Origin of the sequence: Streptomyces sp. NPDC005955 (assembly GCF_042871255.1) — a bacterium.
GTDB lineage: Bacteria > Actinomycetota > Actinomycetes > Streptomycetales > Streptomycetaceae > Streptomyces.
This window is the reverse complement of sequence record NZ_JBIAIF010000016.1, coordinates 48,530-68,740: the sequence shown is the minus strand read 5'-3', so window position 1 is coordinate 68,740 and position 20,211 is coordinate 48,530. Positions and strand designations below refer to the sequence as shown.

The window sequence follows — 20,211 nt, the reverse complement described above, 5'->3', positions numbered from 1 at the left end:
CCTCCCGCGACGGCCCCCCTCGACCCGCAGATGATCACTGCACGGAGCCCCGCCGGCAACCGACGCGCCGGGCCCGGACTGCGCCCTCGGCCGTACGGGTGGTCCGGCGGTCGAGAGCACCTCACGGGGCGTCGTCCGTCGTCACTCACCCGTGCGAACCAATGACACGGCCGGGCCCGGGAAGGGGTGATAGGCATCAGAGGGGAGACACACGCACGCGTTCCGTCGTGATTCCCGTGCATGGCCTGGGACGGAGGAAGCCGGTGCGGAGGAATCGGTGCAGCGGCCCCAGGGAGGCTCCCCGAACGTACGGCTGTGGTCCATTCGCTACCCCAGAGAGATCGTGCCCGGTGACTACTCCGCAAATCTCCGTCGTGGTGCCCTGCTTCAACGAGTCCGAAGTCATCGAGGCGTTCCACACCACCTTGCTCTCGGCCGTCGAGCCCACCCGGGAGACGTTCGAGGTGTGCTACGTGGACGACGGCAGCAGCGACGGCACCCGCTCCCTGCTGAGCGGGATCGCCGCCGTCGACCCGCGCGTCCACTACACGGCCTTCAGCCGCAACTTCGGCAAGGAGGCCGCGCTCCTCGCCGGTCTGCGCATGGCCCGGGGACGCGCCGTCGTCATGATGGACGCCGACCTCCAGCACCCACCGGCACTCCTGCCCCGCATGTTCGCACTGCACCGGCAGGGCTTCGACCAGGTGGTGGCCCAGCGCGACCGCAGCGGCGAAGGCGTCCTGCGCGCCGCCCTCAGCCGGGCCTACTACCGGCTGGTCCGCCACTGCATGGACGTCGACGTGGTCGACGGGGCGGGCGACTTCCGGCTGCTGTCGCGGCGCGCGGTGGAGAGCGTGCTGTCGCTGCCCGAGAACAACCGGTTCTCCAAGGGGATCTTCTCCTGGATCGGCTTCGACACGGTCAGCTTCACCTACCACAACTGTCGGCGCGCCGCGGGCACGTCGAAGTGGGGAGGCCGGCGGCTGCTCAACTACGGCATCGACGGACTCATCTCCTTCAACAGCCGTCCGCTGCGCCTCGCCATCCACACCGGCCTGTGGATCTTCCTCTCGGCCCTCGCCTACGCCCTGTGGACCCTGACGAAGGTCGCCCTGGACGGGGCCTCGGTCCCCGGCTACGCCACGTTGCTGACGGCCGTCGTCGCGCTCAGCGGAATCCAGTTGGTGACCCTCGGGATCATCGGCGAGTACGTGGGGCGCATCTACCACGAGACGAAGAAGCGTCCGCACTACGTGGTCCGGGAAACGGACGCGGCCCGCGGGGCGTCCCCGCCCGAGGAGCGGGTGCCCGACGTGACCGGCGTGGTGTCCGCGATACCCGAAGGGACTCGACGGGTGGTACGTCAGTTCCTGCTCTTCGTCGCGATCGGTTTCGTCAATACGGCCGTCTACCTGGTCGTCTACATGTCGCTGAACCGATGGCTCCCCTACCTGGCCGCGCACGTGCTGGGGTACGCGGTGAGCGTGGTGGGCTCGTTCCTCCTGAACTCGTACATCACCTGCCGGACCAGACCGACGTGGCACGCGTTCGTCCGCTACCCGCTGTCGAGCGTCGCCGGCCTCCTGGCGGCCGGTGGTCTCCTCTACCTCGCCGTCGGCCACCTGGGCATGGACGAGAACATCGCCGCCCTGGCCGCGGGAGTCCTCGTCACACCGCTGTCCTTCCTGCTCGCCCGGTGGGCCATCACCTCCGGGGCGCCGGCGCCGGCGCCGTACGAGGTGCGCGGCGGCGGTCTTCGACGGCCGGCGGACGAGTCCGACACCGTCTGAGGAGAACGGTCACCCCCGGACTGGGGATCGGCGCACCCCGAAGGACGGACGAAGGGCAACACCGCGCATGGTCATCGACGGCTCCGGAACGGTCGGTCCCCCGCAGTCGAACAAGACGCAAGGGGCGCCCCGGGAGCAACGCACGCGGTCCGTGCGCCTGTGGAGGCAACACTGGGCCACGGTCTGCTCCCTGGTGCCCCTGGGCCTGCTCGCCGCGGCCATGTGGGTCGGACGGTGGGTACGCCCCAGCGGCGACGACTGGTGCTTCCTGCCCGTGGTGCGCGACGACGGTCTCCCGGGGATGGTCGAGAAGTTCTACGTCCGCGACAACGGACGGGTGGCGAACGCCCTGCTCGTCTGGGCCTACGCGCGGTTCGGCGTTCCCGGACACCAGTGGTTCGCCCTGATCAGCGGCCTCCTGGTACTGGGCGTGCTCTGGGCCGTGACCGCCGCGGCGGTGCGCAGGGCCGGCGTGACCGTCCCCCGGGGGGTTCCGCTCCTGGTGGCGTCCATGGTGACGGTCCTCTTCCTGTTCGCCTCTCCCAACACCTACAAGACGTTCTACTGGCCGGCGGCCTCCGTCTCCCACACCCTGGCGCCGGTGCTGGCCACTGCGGCCGCGATCCCGTTGCTCCGAGCGCGCTCCCGCGCGGGGAAGGCCGTCGCCCTCGGCACCGCCCTCCTGACCGGCGTCGTCATCGGCACCCTCTCGGAGGAGACCACCGTGGTCGTCCTGGTCGTCCTGGTGGGCGTGTTGCTGCTCAGCCGCCGGATCGTCCCCCGACCCCAGCGGAGCTACGTACGCCTGTGGTGTCTCGCGGGAACCGCAGGAACCGTGATCGGGACCCTCGTGCTCGTCACGTCCCCGGGGTCGCGCAACCGACGTGAAGGACGCAACGCGGGGCTGGCGTCCATGTTCGCTCCCGAAGCCCTGACTGGAGCCGCGAAGAGCTTCGCCCACATCCTCGAAACCGTCCTCACCACCTGGACCTACGGGGGAGCGGTCGCCGCCGGCGTGCTGCTGGGCGTGCTCGCCACGAAGGCGGGCGGCAGCACCACCCCCCTGGGGAGACACCTCGCCCTGATCGGCGCGGGCGTCCTCGCCTTCCTCCTCGCCGGCTACCTCTGCGTCCTCGCCGTCTATCCCGTCTTCGGACCCGGCACGGTCACGTCCACCCGGGTGTGGAACGACTTCCTGTTCCTCTACCTCGTGCTGCTCCTCGGCATCGGCGTGCTCCTGGGACATCGGCTGCGCCGGCGGGTGCGGCGCCCCGCACCGGTGACGGTGGCCAGTGCCGCCCTGTGCGGCCTGGTGTGCCTGGCGCTCGCCCTGCCCCTCCACCAGCTGGAGGACACCATGCGGGTGCGGGCCCGGAACTGGGACCGCCAGGACCGCTGGCTGCACGCCCAGGCGCAGCGCGGCGCCCACGAACTGCCCTACCGCCCCACGTCGATCAGCAAGATGACGGAGCCCTTCGGACGGGGCGGACGACGGGCCTGGCCCAGCGGCTGCGTGGCGAGGTACTACCAGCTGGAGCGCATCACCCCCGCCAAGCGGTTCCCCTGGCAGTGAGTGCTCCGGCGCCGACCGCGCGGCACCGGACGACGCCGCACCGATCGGCGTCCGCCCGGCTCCGGTGCGGTGCGTCCGATCGACCTGCGGCACCCCCGCCGCCCCCGGATTTCCGCCCGACCGGCGCAGACGGAACAATCGGTCGACACACGGCGCGCGGGGGAAGGGCATCAATTGACATCGGACACGGGCACGTTCACCACTCCCTGCGCCCAGCGCCCGCCCCTCGCCGTCCCCGTCGACTGGGCGGCCGTCGAGGACTGGCTCGGACTGCGGCTGCCGGCCGACTACAAGCGGCTCGCCGACCGGTACGGGCCGCTGGACCTCGGCGCATACGTGTGGGTGCACGTGCCGTGCGTCCAGCGGGACCGCTTCGACTACGGCGAGTGGCTGCGCGCGACGCACCGGGAGGCCCGGATCGAGGCGCGGGAACTGCCCGAGACCGAGCGGATCGTGCTCCACCCCGAGCCCGGCGGCCTGTTGGCCTGGGGCTGCACGCGGGGCAGCGACCTGCTGTTCTGGGACACCTCGACCTCCGATGACCCCGACGAGTGGACCGTGGTGGTGCGGCACTCGGGGGCGGTGCCGGGCAGCGGCCTGCTCCGGTGGCACCGGTACGCCCTCACGCTTACCGGCTTCCTGCGGCACGCCGTCCGCGACACCTGGGACCTACCCTCTCCTCCCGGCCCGCTGTTGGGCCCGCTGCCGGGCACCGTCGCACGGACGGCCTTCCTTCCCGACGCCGAGCCGTGGACCCCGCCCGCCCCGGTCCCGCCCCGACTCACCGGGGCCGAGCGCCGGGTCGCGCTGGAGACCGGCACCGGGCCGGACGCGTTGCGGCTGCTGTCGCCACCGCCCGAGCGGCCGTACCTCGGCGACGGCTCCTGGGAGGTGCTGTTCGCCGAGTTGGGCACGCGACTGCCCGGGGAGTACGTACGGCTGATGGACGAGTACGGCGCCGGCACCTGGAGCGGGTGGCTGCGGTTCCCCGCCCCGCTGGGGACCACCGGCGAGGGGCGTTTCCTCACCCACGTCGAGGACACGGCGGACGCCTACCGGCAGCTCAAGGAGGGGCACGCGCAGTGGTACCCACTGGCCGTCTGGCCCGAGCCCGGCGGCTTCCTCCCCTTCGCCGACTCCATCGACGGCGACCACCTCGGTTGGCTCACCACGGGCGCGGATCCCGGAACCTGGCCGCTGATCGTCTGGCCGCGCCACGCGGACCAGGGCCCGCCGCTGGAGGGCGGCCTGATCGACACGCTCCTCGCCTGGCAGCGCGGCACGCTGGTCACGCAGGGGTTCGCCGCCCCGGACGAGGACGACGACCCCGTCGAGTTCGCCGGCTTCCAGCCCTGGGACGACCTCGCCCACGGGTGAGCTGGGCGACGCCGCCCGGACACGCCACTCGTTGTAGGGTAGGTAAACCGCCCTTGACCTGCACAAACGCAGGCAGGGAGCCTAGCCCCAGGAGTACCCCGATGCTGCGCACCATGTTCAAGTCCAAGATCCACCGGGCGACCGTCACCCAGGCTGACCTGCACTACGTCGGTTCCGTGACGATCGACGCGGACCTCCTGGACGCCGCTGACCTGCTGCCCGGTGAACTCGTCCACATCGTCGACATCACCAACGGCGCCCGTCTGGAGACGTACGTCATCGAGGGCGAGCGGGGCACCGGCGTCATCGGGATCAACGGCGCGGCGGCCCACCTGGTGCACCCCGGCGACCTGGTGATCGTCATCAGCTACGCCCAGGTGGAGGACGCCGAGGCCAGGGCGCTGCGTCCCCGGGTGGTCCACGTCGACGAGGGCAACCGGATCGTCGAGCTCGGCGCCGACCCCTCCGCACCCGCACCCGGCGGCGACACCCGGCGGGCCCCGCACACCGCGGTGCCCGCGTCCGCCTGAGGGGACGAACGCGCCCGCCGGGGCGAGCCCGACGCCGGGCCGGGCACCCGGGCCCGTATCGTCACACCGGCACCGCAGGGGACGGCCCAGTCGTCACCGGGTGCCGCACCCTGGGGAACGTCCGGACCCGTACCAGCGGTCCCGGATCGACGAGCAGACCGGAGGAACGGGAACACCATGACCGACACGGAGATCAGGGACGACCGCGCGGCGGGCCGGCTGGAAGCCCACGCGGACGGCGAACTCGCCGGTCACATCGCCTACTTCGTCCTGGCCGAACCGGGTCCCGCCCTGGTCCCCGTGCACACCGTGGTGCGGCCGGAGTTCGAGGGCCGGGGCATCGCCGGGTCCCTCGCCCGTGAGCTGTACGCCCTCGCCGCGCGCGAGGGCGTACCGGTCGCCCCGCTGTGCCCGTACGTCGTGAAGTGGGCCGCCCGCCACCCCGAGGAGGCGCCCGTCGCCGATCCGGAACTCCTGCGGGCCGCCAAGCGGTACGTCGCCGCCCATCCCGAACAGTGGTGACGGGTACCGAACCGGTCCGGCGGATCAGCGCGTCGGCACGAGGGCGCGGACGGCCTTGCCGCCCTCGGGGAGCCGGGTCACGCTGATCTCCCGTGCCAGCCGGACGATCAGCGGCCACCCGTAACCGCCGCCCAGGTGCGGTCGGGGGAACCCGCCCCGGCCGCGGGCGGCGGGCAGTGCCTCGCTGCGGTCGCACACGGTCAGCCGCACGCCGTCGGGCACCACGGCCGCTTCGAAGCTCGTCACCCCGCCGCCGTGCGTGAGGGCGTTGGTGACGAGTTCGGAAGTCACCAACAGCAGGTCGATGACGGCGGGTTCGTCCAGGACGGCGGGTCCGTCCGGCCGGGCGCCCGGTGCGTGTCCGCCCACCAGGGCCAGCACCAGACGACGGGCCTCGCCCGCGGTTGCCGGGCACCCCGTGACCACGGGGTGCCCGGCTCGGGCGGCACCCGCTCCACCGTCGGACGCCGGCAGGCTCTCGCCGCCGGTGCCCGCCCCTCGGGCGACCGCGGCACCGGCCGAGGTGCGCGGCGCGGCGGACGCGAACGGCTCGGCCACGGGGCGGCTCAGGCCGCCCGACGCACGGCCGACGGGGCGTGCGCGCCGCAGCAGCTCCGCGCGAGTGCGGTGTCCGCCGCGGCGACCGCGTCCCGCGGGTCGTCGGTGCGGGTCACCCGGCACAGGGCACGGGAGACCTCCTCCAACGCCCGGCGCCGCGCCGGGCCGTCCTGTTCGGCGACGGCGATGCGCAGGGTCGCGTACCGGGTGAGCAGGTCGCGAAGGACCTCGGGTGACGATGGGTGCACGGGATGAACTCCTTACGGTCCTCCCGCTTGTGTCCCGTCCGATCGACTCCACACCTTCCCGCGCCGCTGCTCCTCGGATGACGTACCGTCCCCGCTCGCCGACCGGTCACCGGGCCGTGGGCGACTCCACGTCGCCCCCGCCGAACGGGGGGTCCCTTCCTGATCCGACACTGACCAGGTGGGCGATACGCATCGCGCTCGTGCGAACGCGGTGCGTAAGCTGTGCGCTCGGATGATCACCACCCGAGGAGATGTCTGAGTGAACCGCGTCCGTACCGTCCTGGCCGCACTCGGTGTCGCGGCGACCGCGGCGGCGGCGCCCGCCGCCCATGCCGCCCCCGCACCCACCGCCGCGGGCTCCCCCGCCGCCCCCACGGCCGCGCCCTGCACCGGCGCGTACGAGGGCGATGCCCGGCTCGGCCCCGAACACCTCCCGGCCAAACGCGACAAGCCGGTCGGCCCGCTCCTCAAGGGCTGGCAGCGCACCGGCCAGCTCGACTCCCAGGACTTCCTGAAGAAGTACTGGGAGGGCCCCGCCGACACCGGTGGTTGGAAGTACCCGCCCAACGACGGATTCGCCGAGGTCAACGGGCAGCTCGACAAGGAACCGGCGAAGCTGCGCAAGGGCCAGCGCCTCGACCGCTTCGGCTCCGAGTACGGCTCCTACCTCGCTCCGGCGGGTGACGCCTACGCCAAGCGGGCGTTGCCGCCGCAGAGCCTCAACACCCGGGACGCCGCCGTCCCCTGCGACTACCGCGTCTACAAGGTGGCCAAGCCCTTCTGGGTGTGGAAGGGCGGCATCGCCCCGTGGTTCGAGCAGCCCGGCGGCGGCCAGCAGATCAAGCTCGACCCCGTCTTCCTCGACCCGGGCCAGGGTCAGCGCCTGAACGTCAAGTGGCTCCTGGACCATGGCTACCTCACCCCGGCCGCCCGCTGACCCCTCGGGGGACGCCACCGGTCGGGTGACCCGGTGAACCGCTACGCGTTGCACCGCGAGCTCGTCGCCGCGGGCGTCCCCGACGGCTACTACCGCATCGAGGACGCCCACGAGCCGGTCCCCGTCCCCACCGACTTCCTGTTCCTGCGCCGCTCGTCGGACGGCGGGTGGGAGACCGGGGTCTACGAACGCGGCAGGTACGAGGTGGTCACCCACCACACCACCGAGGCGGCCGCGTGCGCCGCGCTACGGCGCCTGCTCGGCTGAGGCGCCGGTGGGCGTCCCCCCTCGGGGTGAGCGCGGGGGACTCCCGGGTGGGGGAGCGGGTAGCCGGGGGAGGAGTCCAGCAGTCGACCGCGACCAACGGAGGCCCCTGATGACCCATCCCTTCCCCACCCCCGTGCCGCCCGGACCGACCCCCGGCCCGCTGCCGGGCCCCGACCGTCCGCAGCCCCCGCCGACCGACCCGGTCCCCACGCCCCCGGGCCCCCGCCCGCCGTCCCCGCCCGCCCCCGAACCCGTGCCCTCCCCGTCGCCGGTCCCCGAGCCCCCCGGCCCCGAGCCGACCCCGCAACCGGGACCCGCCTCCTGAGCGTGACGGGCACCGCGGGCCGGGGCGTGGAGGGTCGAACGACCGCCACCGGTCCGCGTCGGCGCCCCGGGACGACGGGAACGCCGTACGTGATCACCAGACCGTCGAGCGGGTAGCAACGAGTTCGACGGGGGCGCGGCCCACGGGCCCCGGAACCGGTCGCGCACCGGTTCCGGGGCCCGTTCGGCCGGCAGGCTAGTCGGTGGACACCTCCGAACGGTCCCCGCCCCACAGGGTGTGGAACGAGCCGTCCCGATCCGTGCGCCGGTAGGTGTGCGCCCCGAAGAAGTCCCGCTGCCCCTGGGTCAGCGCCGCCGGCAGCCGCTCCGCGCGCAACGCGTCGTAGTACGCGAGCGCCGCCGAGAAACCGGGCGTGGGAACGCCCTGCTGCGTCGCGGCGACCAGCACCGCCCGCCAGTCGTCCTGCGCCGCGCCGATCTCCTTGGCGAAGCCCTCGTCCGAGAGCAGGCTCGGCAGCTCGGGCCGTGCGTCGTACGCGGCCCGGATGCGGTCCAGGAACGCCGCCCGGATGATGCAGCCGCCCCGCCAGATCGACGCCACCGCGCCCAGGTCGATGTTCCAGTCGTACTCGGCGCTGCCCGCGGCGATCTCGTGGAAGCCCTGGGTGTACGAGACGATCTTCGACGCGTACAGCGCCTGCTCCACCTGCCCGGCGAACGCCGCGGCCTGCGCCTCGTCGAGGGGCCGGGCCGTCGGCCCCGGCAGTGACCGGGAGGCGTCCCGCAGGTCCGTGTGGCCGGACACGGACCGCGCGAACACGGCCTCCGCGATGCCCGACACCGGAACCCCGAGGTCGAGGGCGATCTGGACGGTCCAGCGGCCGGTGCCCTTCTGCTCGGCGCTGTCCCGGACGACGTCCACGAACGGCTTCCCGGTCGCCGCGTCCACGTGGGAGAGGACCTCGGCGGTGATCTCGATGAGGTACGAGTCCAGCCGGCCGGTGTTCCACTCGCGGAAGATCTCCGCGATCCGCGCGGGGGAGTACCCCGCGACGTCGCGCAACAGCTGGTACGCCTCGGCGATGAGCTGCATGTCGGCGTACTCGATGCCGTTGTGCACCATCTTGACGAAGTGTCCGGAGCCGTCCGGCCCGATGTGCGTCACACAGGGGGCGCCGTCCTTCGCCTTCGCGGAGATCTTCTCCAGCATCGGCCCGAGCGACGCGTACGACTCGGCCGGGCCGCCGGGCATGATGCTCGGCCCGTGGAGCGCGCCCTCCTCGCCGCCGGAGATGCCGGCGCCGACGAAGTGCAGTCCCTGCTCGCGCAGTTCCCGTTCGCGGCGCCGGGTGTCCGCGAAGTGCGCGTTGCCCCCGTCGATGATGGTGTCCCCCGGTTCCAGCAGCGGGGCGAACTCCTGGATCACGGCGTCCGTCGGCTCCCCCGCCTTCACCATGATCACCAGACGGCGCGGGCGTTCCAGGGCGGCGACGAAGTCCTCGGCGCTCTCCGCGGGCACGAAGATGCCCTCCTCGCCGAACTGCCTGACGAGGTCGTGGGTGCGCGCGGCGGTGCGGTTGTGCAGGGCGACGGTGTAGCCGTTGCGGGCGAAGTTGCGAGCGAGGTTGCGTCCCATCACGGCGAGGCCCGTGACACCGATCTGAGCTTGGGTGGTCATTCCTGAGGCTCCTGGATTCGGATGGTGTAGGTCGTGATGATCAGTATTGCGCTCGCCCGTAGGGTGGGGCGCCGGCAACCTGTACGAAAAGGAACATCCGTGGCACATTTCGATCTGGCCCTTCCCGAGTTGCGCACCTACCGCCCCGATCTGTCGGAGCCGGAGGACTTCGACGCCTTCTGGCAGCAGACCCTGGGCGAGGCCCGTGAGCACGACGTCGACGCCCGTTTCGTGCCGGTCGACGCGGCGCTCGTCGGCGTCGAGGTCTTCGACGTGACGTTCGCGGGCTTCGGCGGACACCCCGTCAAGGGATGGCTCGTGCTGCCCGCCGGCACGACCGGGCCGATACCGGCGGTCGTCCAGTACCTCGGCTACGGCGACGGCCGCGGACTGCCGCACGAGCACCTGCTGTGGGCGACCGCCGGGTTCGCCCACTTCGTCATGGACACCCGGGGGCAGGGCTGCGACGGGGACCGGCAGGGCGACACGCCGGACCCGGTCGGCTCCCCGCCCTCGCACCCCGGCTTCATGACCCGGGGCGTCGAGGACCCCAGGGACTACTACTACCGCAGGGTGTTCACCGACGCGGTCCGGGCCGTCGACGCGGTCCGCAGCCACCCGTTGGTCGCCGCGGACCGGGTCGCCGCCGTCGGCGGCAGCCAGGGCGGCGGGATCACGCTCGCCGTCGGCGGTCTGGTGCCGGACCTGGCGGCCATCGCCCCCGACGTGCCGTTCCTGTGCCACTTCCGCAGGGGCGCCACCCTCACCGACCGCCTTCCGTACCGCGAGATCGCTGCGTACCTGAAGGCGCGTCGCGGGGGAGAGGAGCGGGTCTTCCACACCCTGTCCTACTTCGACGGGGTGCACTTCGCGGCCCGCGGCCGGGCGCCGGCCCTCTTCTCCACGGCACTGGAGGACGAAGTGTGCCCGCCGTCCACGGTGTTCGCCGCGTTCAACGCCTACGCGGGCAGGGAGCGCTCCATGGAGGTGTACTCCTTCAACGGTCACGAGGGCGGCGGCCCCTATCAGCAGGGTGTCCAACTGCGATGGGTGTCGGAGCACTTGAAGGGATAGCGGACCGTGTCGGCCCCGGGACGCACCGGGGCCGGCCGGGCGGTCGGTGAGCGACTGATTACCCTCTTGTCCGGCCGGTCGGGTAGCACATAGTTTGGCGAATCCTGATGCCTCGGGGGCCGACCCCGTAGGACAACAAGGGGGCGCAAATGGCCGTGCGTGGCCGACACCGCAGGGTCCAGCCGAAGCGGATCAACCGGACCTCTCTGACCCTCACCGTCGGCGGCGCCGGATTCGCCCTGCCGCTCATCGGCGCCGACCTCGCCCACGCGGCGGACGCCAGCACCTGGAACAAGGTCGCGGCCTGCGAGTCCAGCGGTGACTGGAACACCAACACCGGCAACGGCTACTTCGGCGGCCTCCAGTTCACCCAGTCCACCTGGGAGGAGTACGGCGGCCGGGCCTACGCGCCCCGCGCCGACCTGGCCACCAAGGACCAGCAGATCGCCATCGCCGAGCGGGTGCTCAAGGGGCAGGGCCCCGGTGCCTGGCCCAACTGCTCGGTGCGCGCGGGCCTCACCCGCGGCGGCGACGCACCCGACGTCAACCCCACGGCCGGGCGGCAGAAGGCGCTGCCCGACCGGTCGGCCCGCGGTGACGCACGGGACGCCAAGCCGGAGACCACCCCGCAGTCCCGCGCGGGCAAGGCGAAGATGTACACCGTCGTCACCGGCGACTCGCTCTCCGGCATCGCCGCCGAACGCCGGGTCCCCGGTGGCTGGCAGCGCCTCTACCAGGGGAACCGGGCGACCATAGGCGACGACCCCGATCTGATCATCCCCGGTCAACGGCTCGCCCTGGACCCCAAGGCACGCACCGCCCCCAAGGAGCGCGACCGGCCCGCCGACCGGGCCGCCGAACCGCAGGCGAAGAAGCCCGTCGCCAAGAAGCCCGTCGCCAAAAAGCCGGTGGCGAAGAAGCCCACGGCCGACAAGCCCGCCGCCAAGAAACCGTCCGCCGCGCCGGAGAAGAGCGGTCGAGATTCGGCCACCGCGAAACCCAAGAAGAAGGACACTCCCGAACGCCGCCAACCCGCCTCGGCCACCCGCGGCGACGACCGCCGCTCCTCCGGCCAGCTCACCGCCCCGGTCGCCGCCGACACCGGCACGGGGTACCGGGTGGCCGGCCGGCACTGGTCGAAGGGCTACCACACGGGCATCGACTTCCCGGTGCCCACCGGGACCTCGGTCAGATCCGTGGCCAACGGCCAGGTGGTGTCCGCCGGGTGGGCCGGATCGTACGGCTACCAGGTGATCGTCCGTCACACGGACGGTCGGTACAGCCAGTACGCCCACCTCTCCGCGATCTCCGTCCGGTCCGGTCAGAGCGTGGTGAGCGGGCAGCGCATAGGGCGTTCGGGCAACACCGGCAACAGCACCGGGCCCCACCTGCACTTCGAGATCCGCACGGGACCCGGCTTCGGCACGGACATCGACCCGGTGGCCTACCTGCGCGCGGGCGGCGTCCGCATCTGACGTCGACCGGCCCCGGCGGCACCCACCGCCGGGGCCGACCCCGGACCTACGTTCCGACCCGGTCCCGCAGCAGACGGATCCGGTACTCCGGGTGGTCCCGCACCGAACGCGGCCCCGCCCCCGACTCGCGCGACCCGCGCAACTCGCCCGGCAACTCCGGCTCGCGGTGCCCCGCCACCCCCAGGCGCTGCGAGGGCACGCCCGACACCCCGGAGGGAATCGTCAGCGGCCCCGGGACCGCCCCGGCCGGCAGCACGCCCGTGCCCACCTCGTCGTCCGACCGGTCGCCCGCCCCGGTGCCCGTGGTGTCCGACTCCTCGTCCGCGGTCACCGACGCACCCGCCTGCTGCTCGCGTCCGATGCGCTCGGTCGTCAACAGGATCAGACCGCCCGCCGCGACCACACCGCAGCCGAGGGCGAGCAGGGTCCCCGTCGCCCCGTAACGGAACGTCTCGCCGAACAACGTCAGCCCCACCGCGGTGGCCACCACCGGGTTCACCACCGTGACGGTCGACAACGGCGCCGCCAGCCCCGCGCCCCGGTACGACGACTGGGACAGGAACATGCCCGCCGTCGCCATCACCGCGATCACCACGAGACTCATGGCGTCCACCGAGGGCGAACGGCCCGCCCAGTCCACGGCGACGGCCTTGGTGAACACCGATCCGATCCCGAACGCCACACCGGCGCCACCGGCCAGCAACACGCTGCGCACCGCCGGATGCCGGTGCGCCGCCCGACCCGCCACCGTCAAGGTCACCAGCACGCCCGCGGTCACCAGCGCCAGCACCACGCGTTCCCGACCGTCCATGGACTGGTCGTCGGCTGCGCCCATCAGCGACAACAGACCGGCCAGGCCGACGGTCGCCATCAGCGCCCCGCGCCAGGCCGCCGCCCCCGCCTTGCGGCGCACGAAGTAGGCGGCCATCGGCAGCGCGAACACGATGGTCAGGGCGCCCAACGGCTGCACCAGACTGAGCGGTCCGTAAGCGAGCGCGATCACGTGGAGCACCGCTCCGACGCCGTTGAGCCCGACCGCACCCCACCACGCAGGACGCCGCAGCGCCGCGAGGACACGGTCCGGGGCGTTCGCCGCCACCCGCTCCTGGACGATCGCCCCACCCGCGTACGCCACCGCAGACACGAGGCAGAGCACCACCGCGAGGACGAAGCCGCTCATGCGCGTCTCCCGGCAGTACGGAGGGCCCTACGCGGGGTGCGGCGCGCCCGGCGCGGCGGTGGGTGGGATGTCATGGTTCCAGCATCCCGCTCATCGGTCGTCACGTCGTCGTACCTGAGCACGCAATCCGTCCTACTGCCGATGGAGTAGTCCCCTTAGGGAACTCCGCCCGTAGTCGTCCCCAGGGTGGACGCGGGTCGGTCCCCGGCCGTCCTCCCCAGGGGGGACGGCCCGCGGGCACCGCGGTCCGTAGGGCAACGGCCGTACGGGGGACAGCACGTGCCCACCCGCACGGCGCCTTGACCACCCCGTTCCCGCTGCCAAGAATGAGCCCCCGCTGACCCGCCGTCCACCACCCCGGCCCCGGGCACCGCCGTACGCACGAGGTCCGCCCGTCGCCTCCGCACCCGCACGGCGACAGCGGCGACACCACCCCTCCCGGAGGTCCCCCATGCCACGGACCCGGCGTCCGCACCTCCCGCGCTGCGCGGTCGCGGTGACGGCACTCGCCCTGATCGCCGGCGGGTTCACCGCCCCGCCCGGCACCGCTGCGCCGGCCCCGCCCGCGCAGCACCCGACCGACCTGGTGAACCCGTTCATCGGCACCACCAACGAGGGCAACACCTACCCCGGCGCCGCCGTGCCCTTCGGCATGGTCCAACTCTCCCCCGACACCGGCCACAACACCGGCTACGACCACGCCGACACCCACATCCGCGGCTTCTCCACCGTGCACCTGTCCGGGGTGGGCTGTCGCATCGGGGGCGACCTACCGGTCCTGCCGACCACCGGAGACGTCACCGAGACGGACAACGCCAAGTACGCCGTCCCCTTCGACCACGCCGACGAGCGCGCCACCCCCGGCTACTACCGGGCCGACCTCGACAGCGGCATCCGCGCCGAACTCACCGCCACCGCCCGCACCGGCGTCCAGCGCTACACCTTCCCCGCCACGGCCAAGGCCAACGTCCTGCTCAACGCCGGTCAGGCACTGCACCGCAACCGCGCCAGCGAGGTCGAGGTCCTGGACGACCGCACCGTCCGCACCAGCATCACGGGCAGCGGCTTCTGCCAGGCCACCGAGCCGTACACGGTCCACACCCTCACCCGCTTCGACCGTCCCTTCACCACCCACGGCACCTGGCGCGGCGCCGCCGTCACCGAAGGCACGACCACCGCGACCGCCACCACCGGCCGCAGCGGTGCCTGGCTCCGCTTCGACACCCGGGGCGACCGCACCGTCGAGGCCACCACCGCCCTGTCCTACGTGGACGCCCCGGGAGCCGCCCGCAACCTGCGCGCCGAGGGCGGCCGTTCCTTCGACCGCGTGCGCCGCGCCGCGCACGCCGCCTGGGCGGACCGCCTCGACGACGTGCGCGTCCACGGCGGCGACCCCGAGGCGCGCCGCACGTTCTACTCCTCCCTCTACCGGTCCTTCCTGGCGCCGAACCTCGGCAGCGACACCGACGGCCGCTACCGCGGCTGGGACCAACGCGTCCACCGGGCGAAGGGCTTCACCTACTACCAGAACTGGTCCCTGTGGGACACCTACCGCACCCAGGCGCAACTCCTCGCCCTCCTCGCACCCCGCGAGTCACGGGACATGGCCCGCTCGGTCCTCCAGATCGGCAAGGACAGCGGATGGCTCCCCAAATGGGGCTACGGAACGGTCGAGACGAACATCATGACCGGCGACCCGGTCACCCCGTTCCTCACCAACGCCTACCAACAGGGACTCCTGGAGGGCCACGAGGAGGAGACGTACCGGGCGTTGAAACGCAACGCCGACGGCGTACCGCCCGCCGACTCCCCGGCGGTCGGCAGGGAGGCCAACGCCGCCTACCTGGAACACGGGTACGCCCCCTACCTGCACGGTCGCCCGCACGCCAAACCCGGTGACTCGGACTACGACCACGGGGCGTCGGCCACCCTGGAGTACGCCCTCGCCGACGCGGCGCTCGCCGAGATGGCCCGTGACCTCGGCCACCACGAGGACGCCCGCCGCTACGCCGCCCGCTCCCGCGCCTACCGCACCCTGCTCGACCCCGCCACCGGCTTCTTCCGCGCCCGGGACGGCGCCGGGGCCTTCACCGGACCCGCCGACCCGGCCCACAGCGTCGGCTTCCACGAAGGCACCTCCTGGCAGTACCAGTGGCTCGTTCCGCAGGACCTCCCCGGCCTGATCGACCTCCTCGGCGGGCGCGAGCGGACCAACGCCCGCCTCGACACCTTCTTCGCCTACGAGCAACTGCTCGCAGACCCCGCCCGCACCGCCCGCGAGGTGTGGGTCAACGGGCCGTACGCCTACTACCACGCCGACCGGTACAACCCGCAGAACGAACCCGACCTCATCGCCCCCTACACCTACCTCGCCACCGGTCGGCCCTGGCAGACCACCGACGTGGTGCACGCGGCACTCACCCTGTTCACCGACGAACCCACCGGGATGACCGGCAACGACGACCTCGGCACGATGTCCGCCTGGCACGTCCTGTCCGCCCTCGGCCTCTACCCGGTGCGCCCGGGCACCGACGTGTGGGGCCTGTCCACCCCGGTGTTCCCGCGCGTCGACCTCGCCCTGGACCGCCGCTACTACCCGAAGGGCGGCTTCAGCATCCGGGCCCCCGGAGTCACCCCGGACCGGCGTTACATCCGCGCCGCCACCCTGGACGGCACGCCCCACCCGCACACCCATCTGACCACCGACACCCTCCGCGGAGCGCGCGACCTGTCGTTCGCGGTCGGCGACGCGCCCTCCACCTGGGGCACCGGGAAGGACGCCGCGCCGCCGCCGCTGGACCCGGGCGACGCCCGCCGCTGAGCCGGCTGGCGGGCCGTCGCCTCCCGGACGGGGGGACTTCCCGCGCTGCCTCCCGTGTACGGGGTGACCGTGCTTGACCGGGGTGGACCGCGGCGCTTGACTGCGTACCCCCGTCTCCCACGCGAGAGCAGAGCATGGGCACCGACCCGCTTGCACCCCTCGACCTGGCCTTCTGGAACATGGAGTCGGCCCGCCACCCCATGCACATGGGCGCCCTCGGAGTCTTCGCCGAGGGCGCCCCCGGCGCCGCCCGGCACGCGGCGGAACTGCTCGCCACCCGCGCCGCGGCCGTCCCCGGACTGCGGATGCGGATCCGGGACGTGACCGTTCCCCTCGGCGGAGCCGCGCGTGAACCGTCCGCCCACTTCGACCCGGCGGAACACGTCCGTCTCGCGGACCCCGTGCCCGACTTCCACCCGGCCGCCGGACACGCCATGGGCCGGCCCCTGGACCGGACGAAGCCGCCGTGGGAGGCCCTGGTCCTCCCCTCCGCCGCGGACGACTCCTCCTTCGCCGTGCTCTTCAAGTTCCACCACGCACTCGCCGACGGGATGCGCGCCCTCACCCTCGCCGCCGGGATGATGGACCCCACCACCGAGGAACGCCCGCCCCGGGCCACCGGCCCGGGACCGCGCCCTGCGCCCGCGGCCGGAGCGGCACCACTGGCCGAGCGCCTGTGGGGCGCCGCCGCCGAGCTGACCCGCGCCCTGGACATCGGCGCCGCCGTCGCCCGCGCCACCTGGGACGTGCGCTCCTCTCCCGCGCTCACCGCCCGCCCCACCGGCACCCGCCGGACGGCCGGGGCGCTCCTCGACCTCGACGACGTCCACCGGATCCGCAAGACCGCCGGCGGCACCGTCAACGACGTGGTGCTCGCCCTCGTCGCGGGGGCCCTGCGGCGCTGGCTCGACGGCCGTGGCGACGGCGACGACCGGGTACGGCCACGGGCGCTGGTACCCGTCTCCCGGCGCCGCTCCCGCACCGGGCACCCCCACGGCAACCGGCTCTCCGGCTACCTCCTGCGGCTGCCGGTCGACGAAGGCGACCCGCTGGCGCGGCTGCGGGCCGTGCGCACCGCCATGGACCGCAACAAGGAGGCGGGTCCCCAGCGGGGTGCCGGGGCCGTGGCGCTGCTCGCCGACCACCTGCCCGCACTCGGTCACCGGGTCGGCGGGCCCGTCGTCGCGCAGGCCGCCCGGCTCCTCTTCGACATCCTCGTCACCAGCGTGCCGCTGCCCAGCCTCGGCCTCCGCCTCGGGGGCTGCCCCCTCACGGAGGTCTACCCGCTCGCCCCCCTCGCCCACGGCCAGTCCGTCGCGGTCGCCGTCTCCACCTACCGGGGCGGGGTGCACATCGGGCTGGTCGCCGACGCCCTCGCCGTCCCCGACCTGGACGCCCTCGCCGCCGCCTTCGGCGCCGAACTCTCGTCGCTGCGCGAGGCCACCGCGGTCTGAGCGCTCGCAGCAAGCTCCCGCTCCGAACCCGAGCCCGGGGCCGTGGTTTGGCGTGCAGGCGGGCCCCTCACGTAAAGTTCCGCTTTCGGACGACCACCCACCCCAGCCCGGCCGACCCCCGGGCCACGGCGGCACGAGCGGCACGAGGATCGGCATGACGGCGACAGAGGACCTTCCCATCTACGGTCCGGGCATCGACCCGGAACGGCTCGCCGTGTGCCTGAGCGTGCTCGAAGAGCTCGACGAGTTGGACGTCGACCACCCCGACGCGATCACCGTGCGCCGGGCCACCGCCGGCATCTACCGCACCGTGAAGCAGCGCCGCCGCCAGGAGCGCAGGGCCGCGAAGACCGCTCACGACAAGACGGTCACCGAGGCCACCGCCACGGGCTCCGCCGAGCGCATCGACGACGAGACCCAGGGCATCCTGCCCTCCGGCAGTGCCTCCGGCGAGCTCGCGGGGATACTCCAGCGCCCCCGGTCCTGCTACACCTGCAAGACCCGCTACGTCGAGGTCGACGCGTTCTACCACCAGCTCTGCCGCGACTGCGCCGCCACCAACCGGGCCAAGCGCGACGCGGGGACCGATCTGACCGGCAAGCGGGCCCTGCTCACCGGCGGACGTGCCAAGATCGGCATGTACATCGCCCTGCGGTTGCTCCGGGACGGTGCCCACACCACCGTCACCACCCGGTTCCCCAACGACGCGATCCGCCGCTTCAAGGCCATGCCCGACAGCGACGACTGGATGCACCGACTCAAGATCGTCGGCATCGACCTGCGGGACCCCGCCCAGGTGGTGGCCCTCGCCGACTCGGTGAGCGCAGCGGGCCCCCTCGACATCCTGGTCAACAACGCCGCCCAGACGGTCCGCCGCTCCCCGCAGGCCTACGGCGAACTGCTGGCCGCCGAGTCGGCGCCGCTGCCGGCGGGCGAACTGCCCGCCGCCGAGATCATCGGCGGGTTCGGGTCGGGAGCCGTGGCCGCGCTGCCCGCCGCCCGTGAAGGCGGGCTGTCCGCGCAGGACGTCACCGAGCTCGCCCTGGTCTCCGGCTCGGCGTCCCTGGAGCGCATCGCCGCGGGGACCGCGATCGACGCGGGCGGGCTCGTCCCCGACCTGCACGCCAGCAACAGCTGGGTGCAGACCGTCGACGAGGTGGACCCCGTGGAGCTGCTGGAGGTCCAACTCTGCAACTCCACCGCGCCGTTCATCCTGATCAGCAGGCTGCGCCCGGCGATGACCGCCGCCGTCGCGGCCGGCGCGCGTCGTGCCTACATCGTCAACGTGTCGGCGATGGAAGGCGTCTTCAACCGCGGCTACAAGGGCGCCGGGCACCCGCACACCAACATGGCCAAGGCCGCGCTCAACATGCTCACCCGCACCAGCGCCGAGGAGATGTTCGAGCAGGACCGCATCCTGATGACGGCCGTCGACACCGGCTGGATCACCGACGAGCGTCCGCACCCGGACAAGATCCGGCTCGCCGACGCCGGGTTCCACGCACCCCTGGACCTCGTGGACGGCGCGGCACGGGTGTACGACCCGATCGTGCGCGGCGAGGCGGGCGAGGACCTGTACGGGGTCTTCATGAAGGACTACGCGCCGGGCAAGTGGTGATCCCGCCGCGGCCCGCCTGACCCTCCGGTCCCGGTCGCCGCACCGCGTACCCCGCCTCACCCGGACGGCCCAGCTGCCCGCACCCCCCTGGGGTGCGGGCAGCCGTTCGTCGACCCGGGGTGCGGGCGGGCGTCGTCGCCGCTGGTGGGCGAAGGCCGGCCGCCCGCCCGTGGATCATGGCCGGATGGCGTCGACACCCCCCTGAGACGCCCCTATTTGTTACCGGCCCTATAGAGCAGCTGCCCGCTCAGATGGTTAGGCTGTAGCGGACGGACAGCACCAAGGGGTTCGTACCCGTACCCATGGTCCGTCCCGGGGCGTACCACTCACACGGTCCGCTCCTCAGCGAGTTGCCGGCGCCACCGCGTCCGAACTGCCCTCTAGCCATGCCCGACCGGCCGCCGGGCGCCCGCTGACAGCGTGGAGCCAGCCGACCCGGAGGGTGACCCGACACAGAAGGAGTGCGCGGTGACACCAGAGAAGACCACCAGCGACCAACCCCCGGAACCCGCTGAGCGGGCCCCCCGCCGAGGGCCCGACACGCTCGGCAGCCTGGAGGTGTGGTCCCGTTCGGCGCCGATCAGGCTCGCCGGGTACGAGGACGACCTCGCCGAGCCGCACATCCTGCCCAGCGTCGACTGACGCGCACCAGCGGCAACCGCACCGGAGTCGGGCACCTCACGTCCGGGGCCGTGCGCCCGCGCCGACCCCCCGCGGGCGGCCCCGCCCCGGCCGACCCCGCGGGGGGGCGGCCGGCAGTCCCAGACGTGTCTGCGGGGCCAGCCGGCCCCCCGCTCCCCCCGCGCCCCGCCCCCGGGGAACCC

17 protein-coding genes are annotated in these 20,211 nt (G+C 73.2%); 13 read left to right on the top strand and 4 right to left on the bottom strand.

Going from position 1 to position 20,211, the window contains the following annotated elements:
• The first annotated feature begins 350 nt into the window (after positions 1-350).
• The 5 genes from ACFYOU_RS29425 (at position 351) to ACFYOU_RS29405 (ending at position 5,792) form a co-directional block, all read left to right on the top strand.
• Positions 351-1,790 (top strand): glycosyltransferase, encoded by a 1,440-nt coding sequence (locus tag ACFYOU_RS29425; protein ID WP_391309793.1) that lies wholly within the window; start codon positions 351-353, stop codon positions 1,788-1,790.
• A 67-nt stretch (positions 1,791-1,857) separates the two neighbouring features.
• Positions 1,858-3,363, top strand: coding sequence for a DUF6056 family protein (locus ACFYOU_RS29420; RefSeq protein ID WP_391309791.1), 1,506 nt, complete (start codon positions 1,858-1,860; stop codon positions 3,361-3,363).
• 174 nt (positions 3,364-3,537) lie between these two features.
• Positions 3,538-4,740: an SMI1/KNR4 family protein gene (locus tag ACFYOU_RS29415; RefSeq protein WP_391309789.1), complete on the top strand. Its 1,203-nt coding sequence runs from the start codon at positions 3,538-3,540 to the stop codon at positions 4,738-4,740.
• Between the two features lie 101 nt (positions 4,741-4,841).
• Positions 4,842-5,270, top strand: a complete 429-nt coding sequence (gene panD, locus ACFYOU_RS29410) for an aspartate 1-decarboxylase (RefSeq protein ID WP_391309786.1) — start codon at positions 4,842-4,844, stop codon at positions 5,268-5,270.
• 177 nt (positions 5,271-5,447) lie between these two features.
• A complete protein-coding gene (locus ACFYOU_RS29405; RefSeq protein WP_391309784.1) occupies positions 5,448-5,792 on the top strand; it encodes a GNAT family N-acetyltransferase in 345 nt (114 codons plus the stop codon).
• Between the two features lie 24 nt (positions 5,793-5,816).
• On the opposite strand, the gene ACFYOU_RS29400 is transcribed toward ACFYOU_RS29405, so the two are convergent.
• Positions 5,817-6,350 carry an ATP-binding protein gene (locus ACFYOU_RS29400; RefSeq protein WP_391309782.1) on the bottom strand — a complete coding sequence of 178 codons (534 nt, stop codon included), beginning with the start codon at positions 6,348-6,350 and terminating at the stop codon, positions 5,817-5,819.
• Positions 6,351-6,358: 8 nt separating this feature from the next.
• Complete coding sequence (locus ACFYOU_RS29395) at positions 6,359-6,598, bottom strand: DUF5133 domain-containing protein (RefSeq protein ID WP_391309780.1); 240 nt, start codon at positions 6,596-6,598, stop codon at positions 6,359-6,361.
• A 259-nt stretch (positions 6,599-6,857) separates the two neighbouring features.
• On the opposite strand from ACFYOU_RS29395, the gene ACFYOU_RS29390 reads away from it, so the two are divergent.
• Both ACFYOU_RS29390 and ACFYOU_RS29385 read left to right on the top strand, forming a co-directional pair.
• Positions 6,858-7,535, top strand: a complete 678-nt coding sequence (locus ACFYOU_RS29390) for a TNT domain-containing protein (RefSeq protein WP_389764478.1) — start codon at positions 6,858-6,860, stop codon at positions 7,533-7,535.
• A 33-nt stretch (positions 7,536-7,568) separates the two neighbouring features.
• Positions 7,569-7,802, top strand: a complete 234-nt coding sequence (locus tag ACFYOU_RS29385) for a hypothetical protein (RefSeq protein WP_389764480.1) — start codon at positions 7,569-7,571, stop codon at positions 7,800-7,802.
• A 520-nt stretch (positions 7,803-8,322) separates the two neighbouring features.
• Here ACFYOU_RS29385 and gndA read toward each other — a convergent pair.
• Entirely contained in the window at positions 8,323-9,765 is a 1,443-nt protein-coding gene (gene gndA / locus ACFYOU_RS29380; RefSeq protein ID WP_391309777.1) for an NADP-dependent phosphogluconate dehydrogenase, read from the bottom strand.
• Positions 9,766-9,864: 99 nt separating this feature from the next.
• Between gndA and ACFYOU_RS29375 the strand changes: the two genes are divergently transcribed.
• Both ACFYOU_RS29375 and ACFYOU_RS29370 read left to right on the top strand, forming a co-directional pair.
• Complete coding sequence (locus ACFYOU_RS29375) at positions 9,865-10,839, top strand: acetylxylan esterase (protein WP_391309775.1); 975 nt, start codon at positions 9,865-9,867, stop codon at positions 10,837-10,839.
• 149 nt (positions 10,840-10,988) lie between these two features.
• Positions 10,989-12,314: a transglycosylase family protein gene (locus ACFYOU_RS29370; RefSeq protein WP_391309773.1), complete on the top strand. Its 1,326-nt coding sequence runs from the start codon at positions 10,989-10,991 to the stop codon at positions 12,312-12,314.
• 46 nt (positions 12,315-12,360) lie between these two features.
• Here ACFYOU_RS29370 and ACFYOU_RS29365 read toward each other — a convergent pair whose 3' ends face one another.
• Positions 12,361-13,494 carry a DMT family transporter gene (locus ACFYOU_RS29365; protein WP_391309771.1) on the bottom strand — a complete coding sequence of 378 codons (1,134 nt, stop codon included), beginning with the start codon at positions 13,492-13,494 and terminating at the stop codon, positions 12,361-12,363.
• 451 nt (positions 13,495-13,945) lie between these two features.
• On the opposite strand from ACFYOU_RS29365, the gene ACFYOU_RS29360 reads away from it, so the two are divergent.
• From ACFYOU_RS29360 to ACFYOU_RS29345, 4 genes are all read left to right on the top strand, one after another.
• On the top strand, positions 13,946-16,315 hold the full coding sequence (locus ACFYOU_RS29360) for a GH92 family glycosyl hydrolase (protein ID WP_391309769.1): 2,370 nt from the start codon (positions 13,946-13,948) through the stop codon (positions 16,313-16,315).
• A gap of 134 nt (positions 16,316-16,449) precedes the next feature.
• Positions 16,450-17,769, top strand: coding sequence for a wax ester/triacylglycerol synthase family O-acyltransferase (locus ACFYOU_RS29355; RefSeq protein WP_391309767.1), 1,320 nt, complete (start codon positions 16,450-16,452; stop codon positions 17,767-17,769).
• Between the two features lie 154 nt (positions 17,770-17,923).
• Positions 17,924-19,387 (top strand): SDR family NAD(P)-dependent oxidoreductase, encoded by a 1,464-nt coding sequence (locus ACFYOU_RS29350; protein WP_389764493.1) that lies wholly within the window; start codon positions 17,924-17,926, stop codon positions 19,385-19,387.
• A 468-nt stretch (positions 19,388-19,855) separates the two neighbouring features.
• A complete protein-coding gene (locus tag ACFYOU_RS29345) occupies positions 19,856-20,029 on the top strand; it encodes a hypothetical protein (RefSeq protein ID WP_387007502.1) in 174 nt (57 codons plus the stop codon).
• Positions 20,030-20,211: the final 182 nt, after the last annotated feature.

Bases quoted from the DNA above. Each gene is read 5' to 3' on its own strand.
- ACFYOU_RS29420 (WP_391309791.1), top strand. From the start codon at position 1,858: ATGGTCATCGACGGCTCCGGAACGGTCGGTCCCCCGCAGTCGAACAAG.
- panD (WP_391309786.1), top strand. From the start codon at position 4,842: ATGCTGCGCACCATGTTCAAGTCCAAGATCCACCGGGCGACCGTCACC.
- ACFYOU_RS29405 (WP_391309784.1), top strand. From the start codon at position 5,448: ATGACCGACACGGAGATCAGGGACGACCGCGCGGCGGGCCGGCTGGAA.
- gndA (WP_391309777.1), bottom strand. From the start codon at position 9,765: ATGACCACCCAAGCTCAGATCGGTGTCACGGGCCTCGCCGTGATGGGA.
- ACFYOU_RS29370 (WP_391309773.1), top strand. From the start codon at position 10,989: ATGGCCGTGCGTGGCCGACACCGCAGGGTCCAGCCGAAGCGGATCAAC.
- ACFYOU_RS29365 (WP_391309771.1), bottom strand. From the start codon at position 13,494: ATGAGCGGCTTCGTCCTCGCGGTGGTGCTCTGCCTCGTGTCTGCGGTG.
- ACFYOU_RS29360 (WP_391309769.1), top strand. From the start codon at position 13,946: ATGCCACGGACCCGGCGTCCGCACCTCCCGCGCTGCGCGGTCGCGGTG.
- ACFYOU_RS29355 (WP_391309767.1), top strand. From the start codon at position 16,450: ATGGGCACCGACCCGCTTGCACCCCTCGACCTGGCCTTCTGGAACATG.
- ACFYOU_RS29350 (WP_389764493.1), top strand. From the start codon at position 17,924: ATGACGGCGACAGAGGACCTTCCCATCTACGGTCCGGGCATCGACCCG.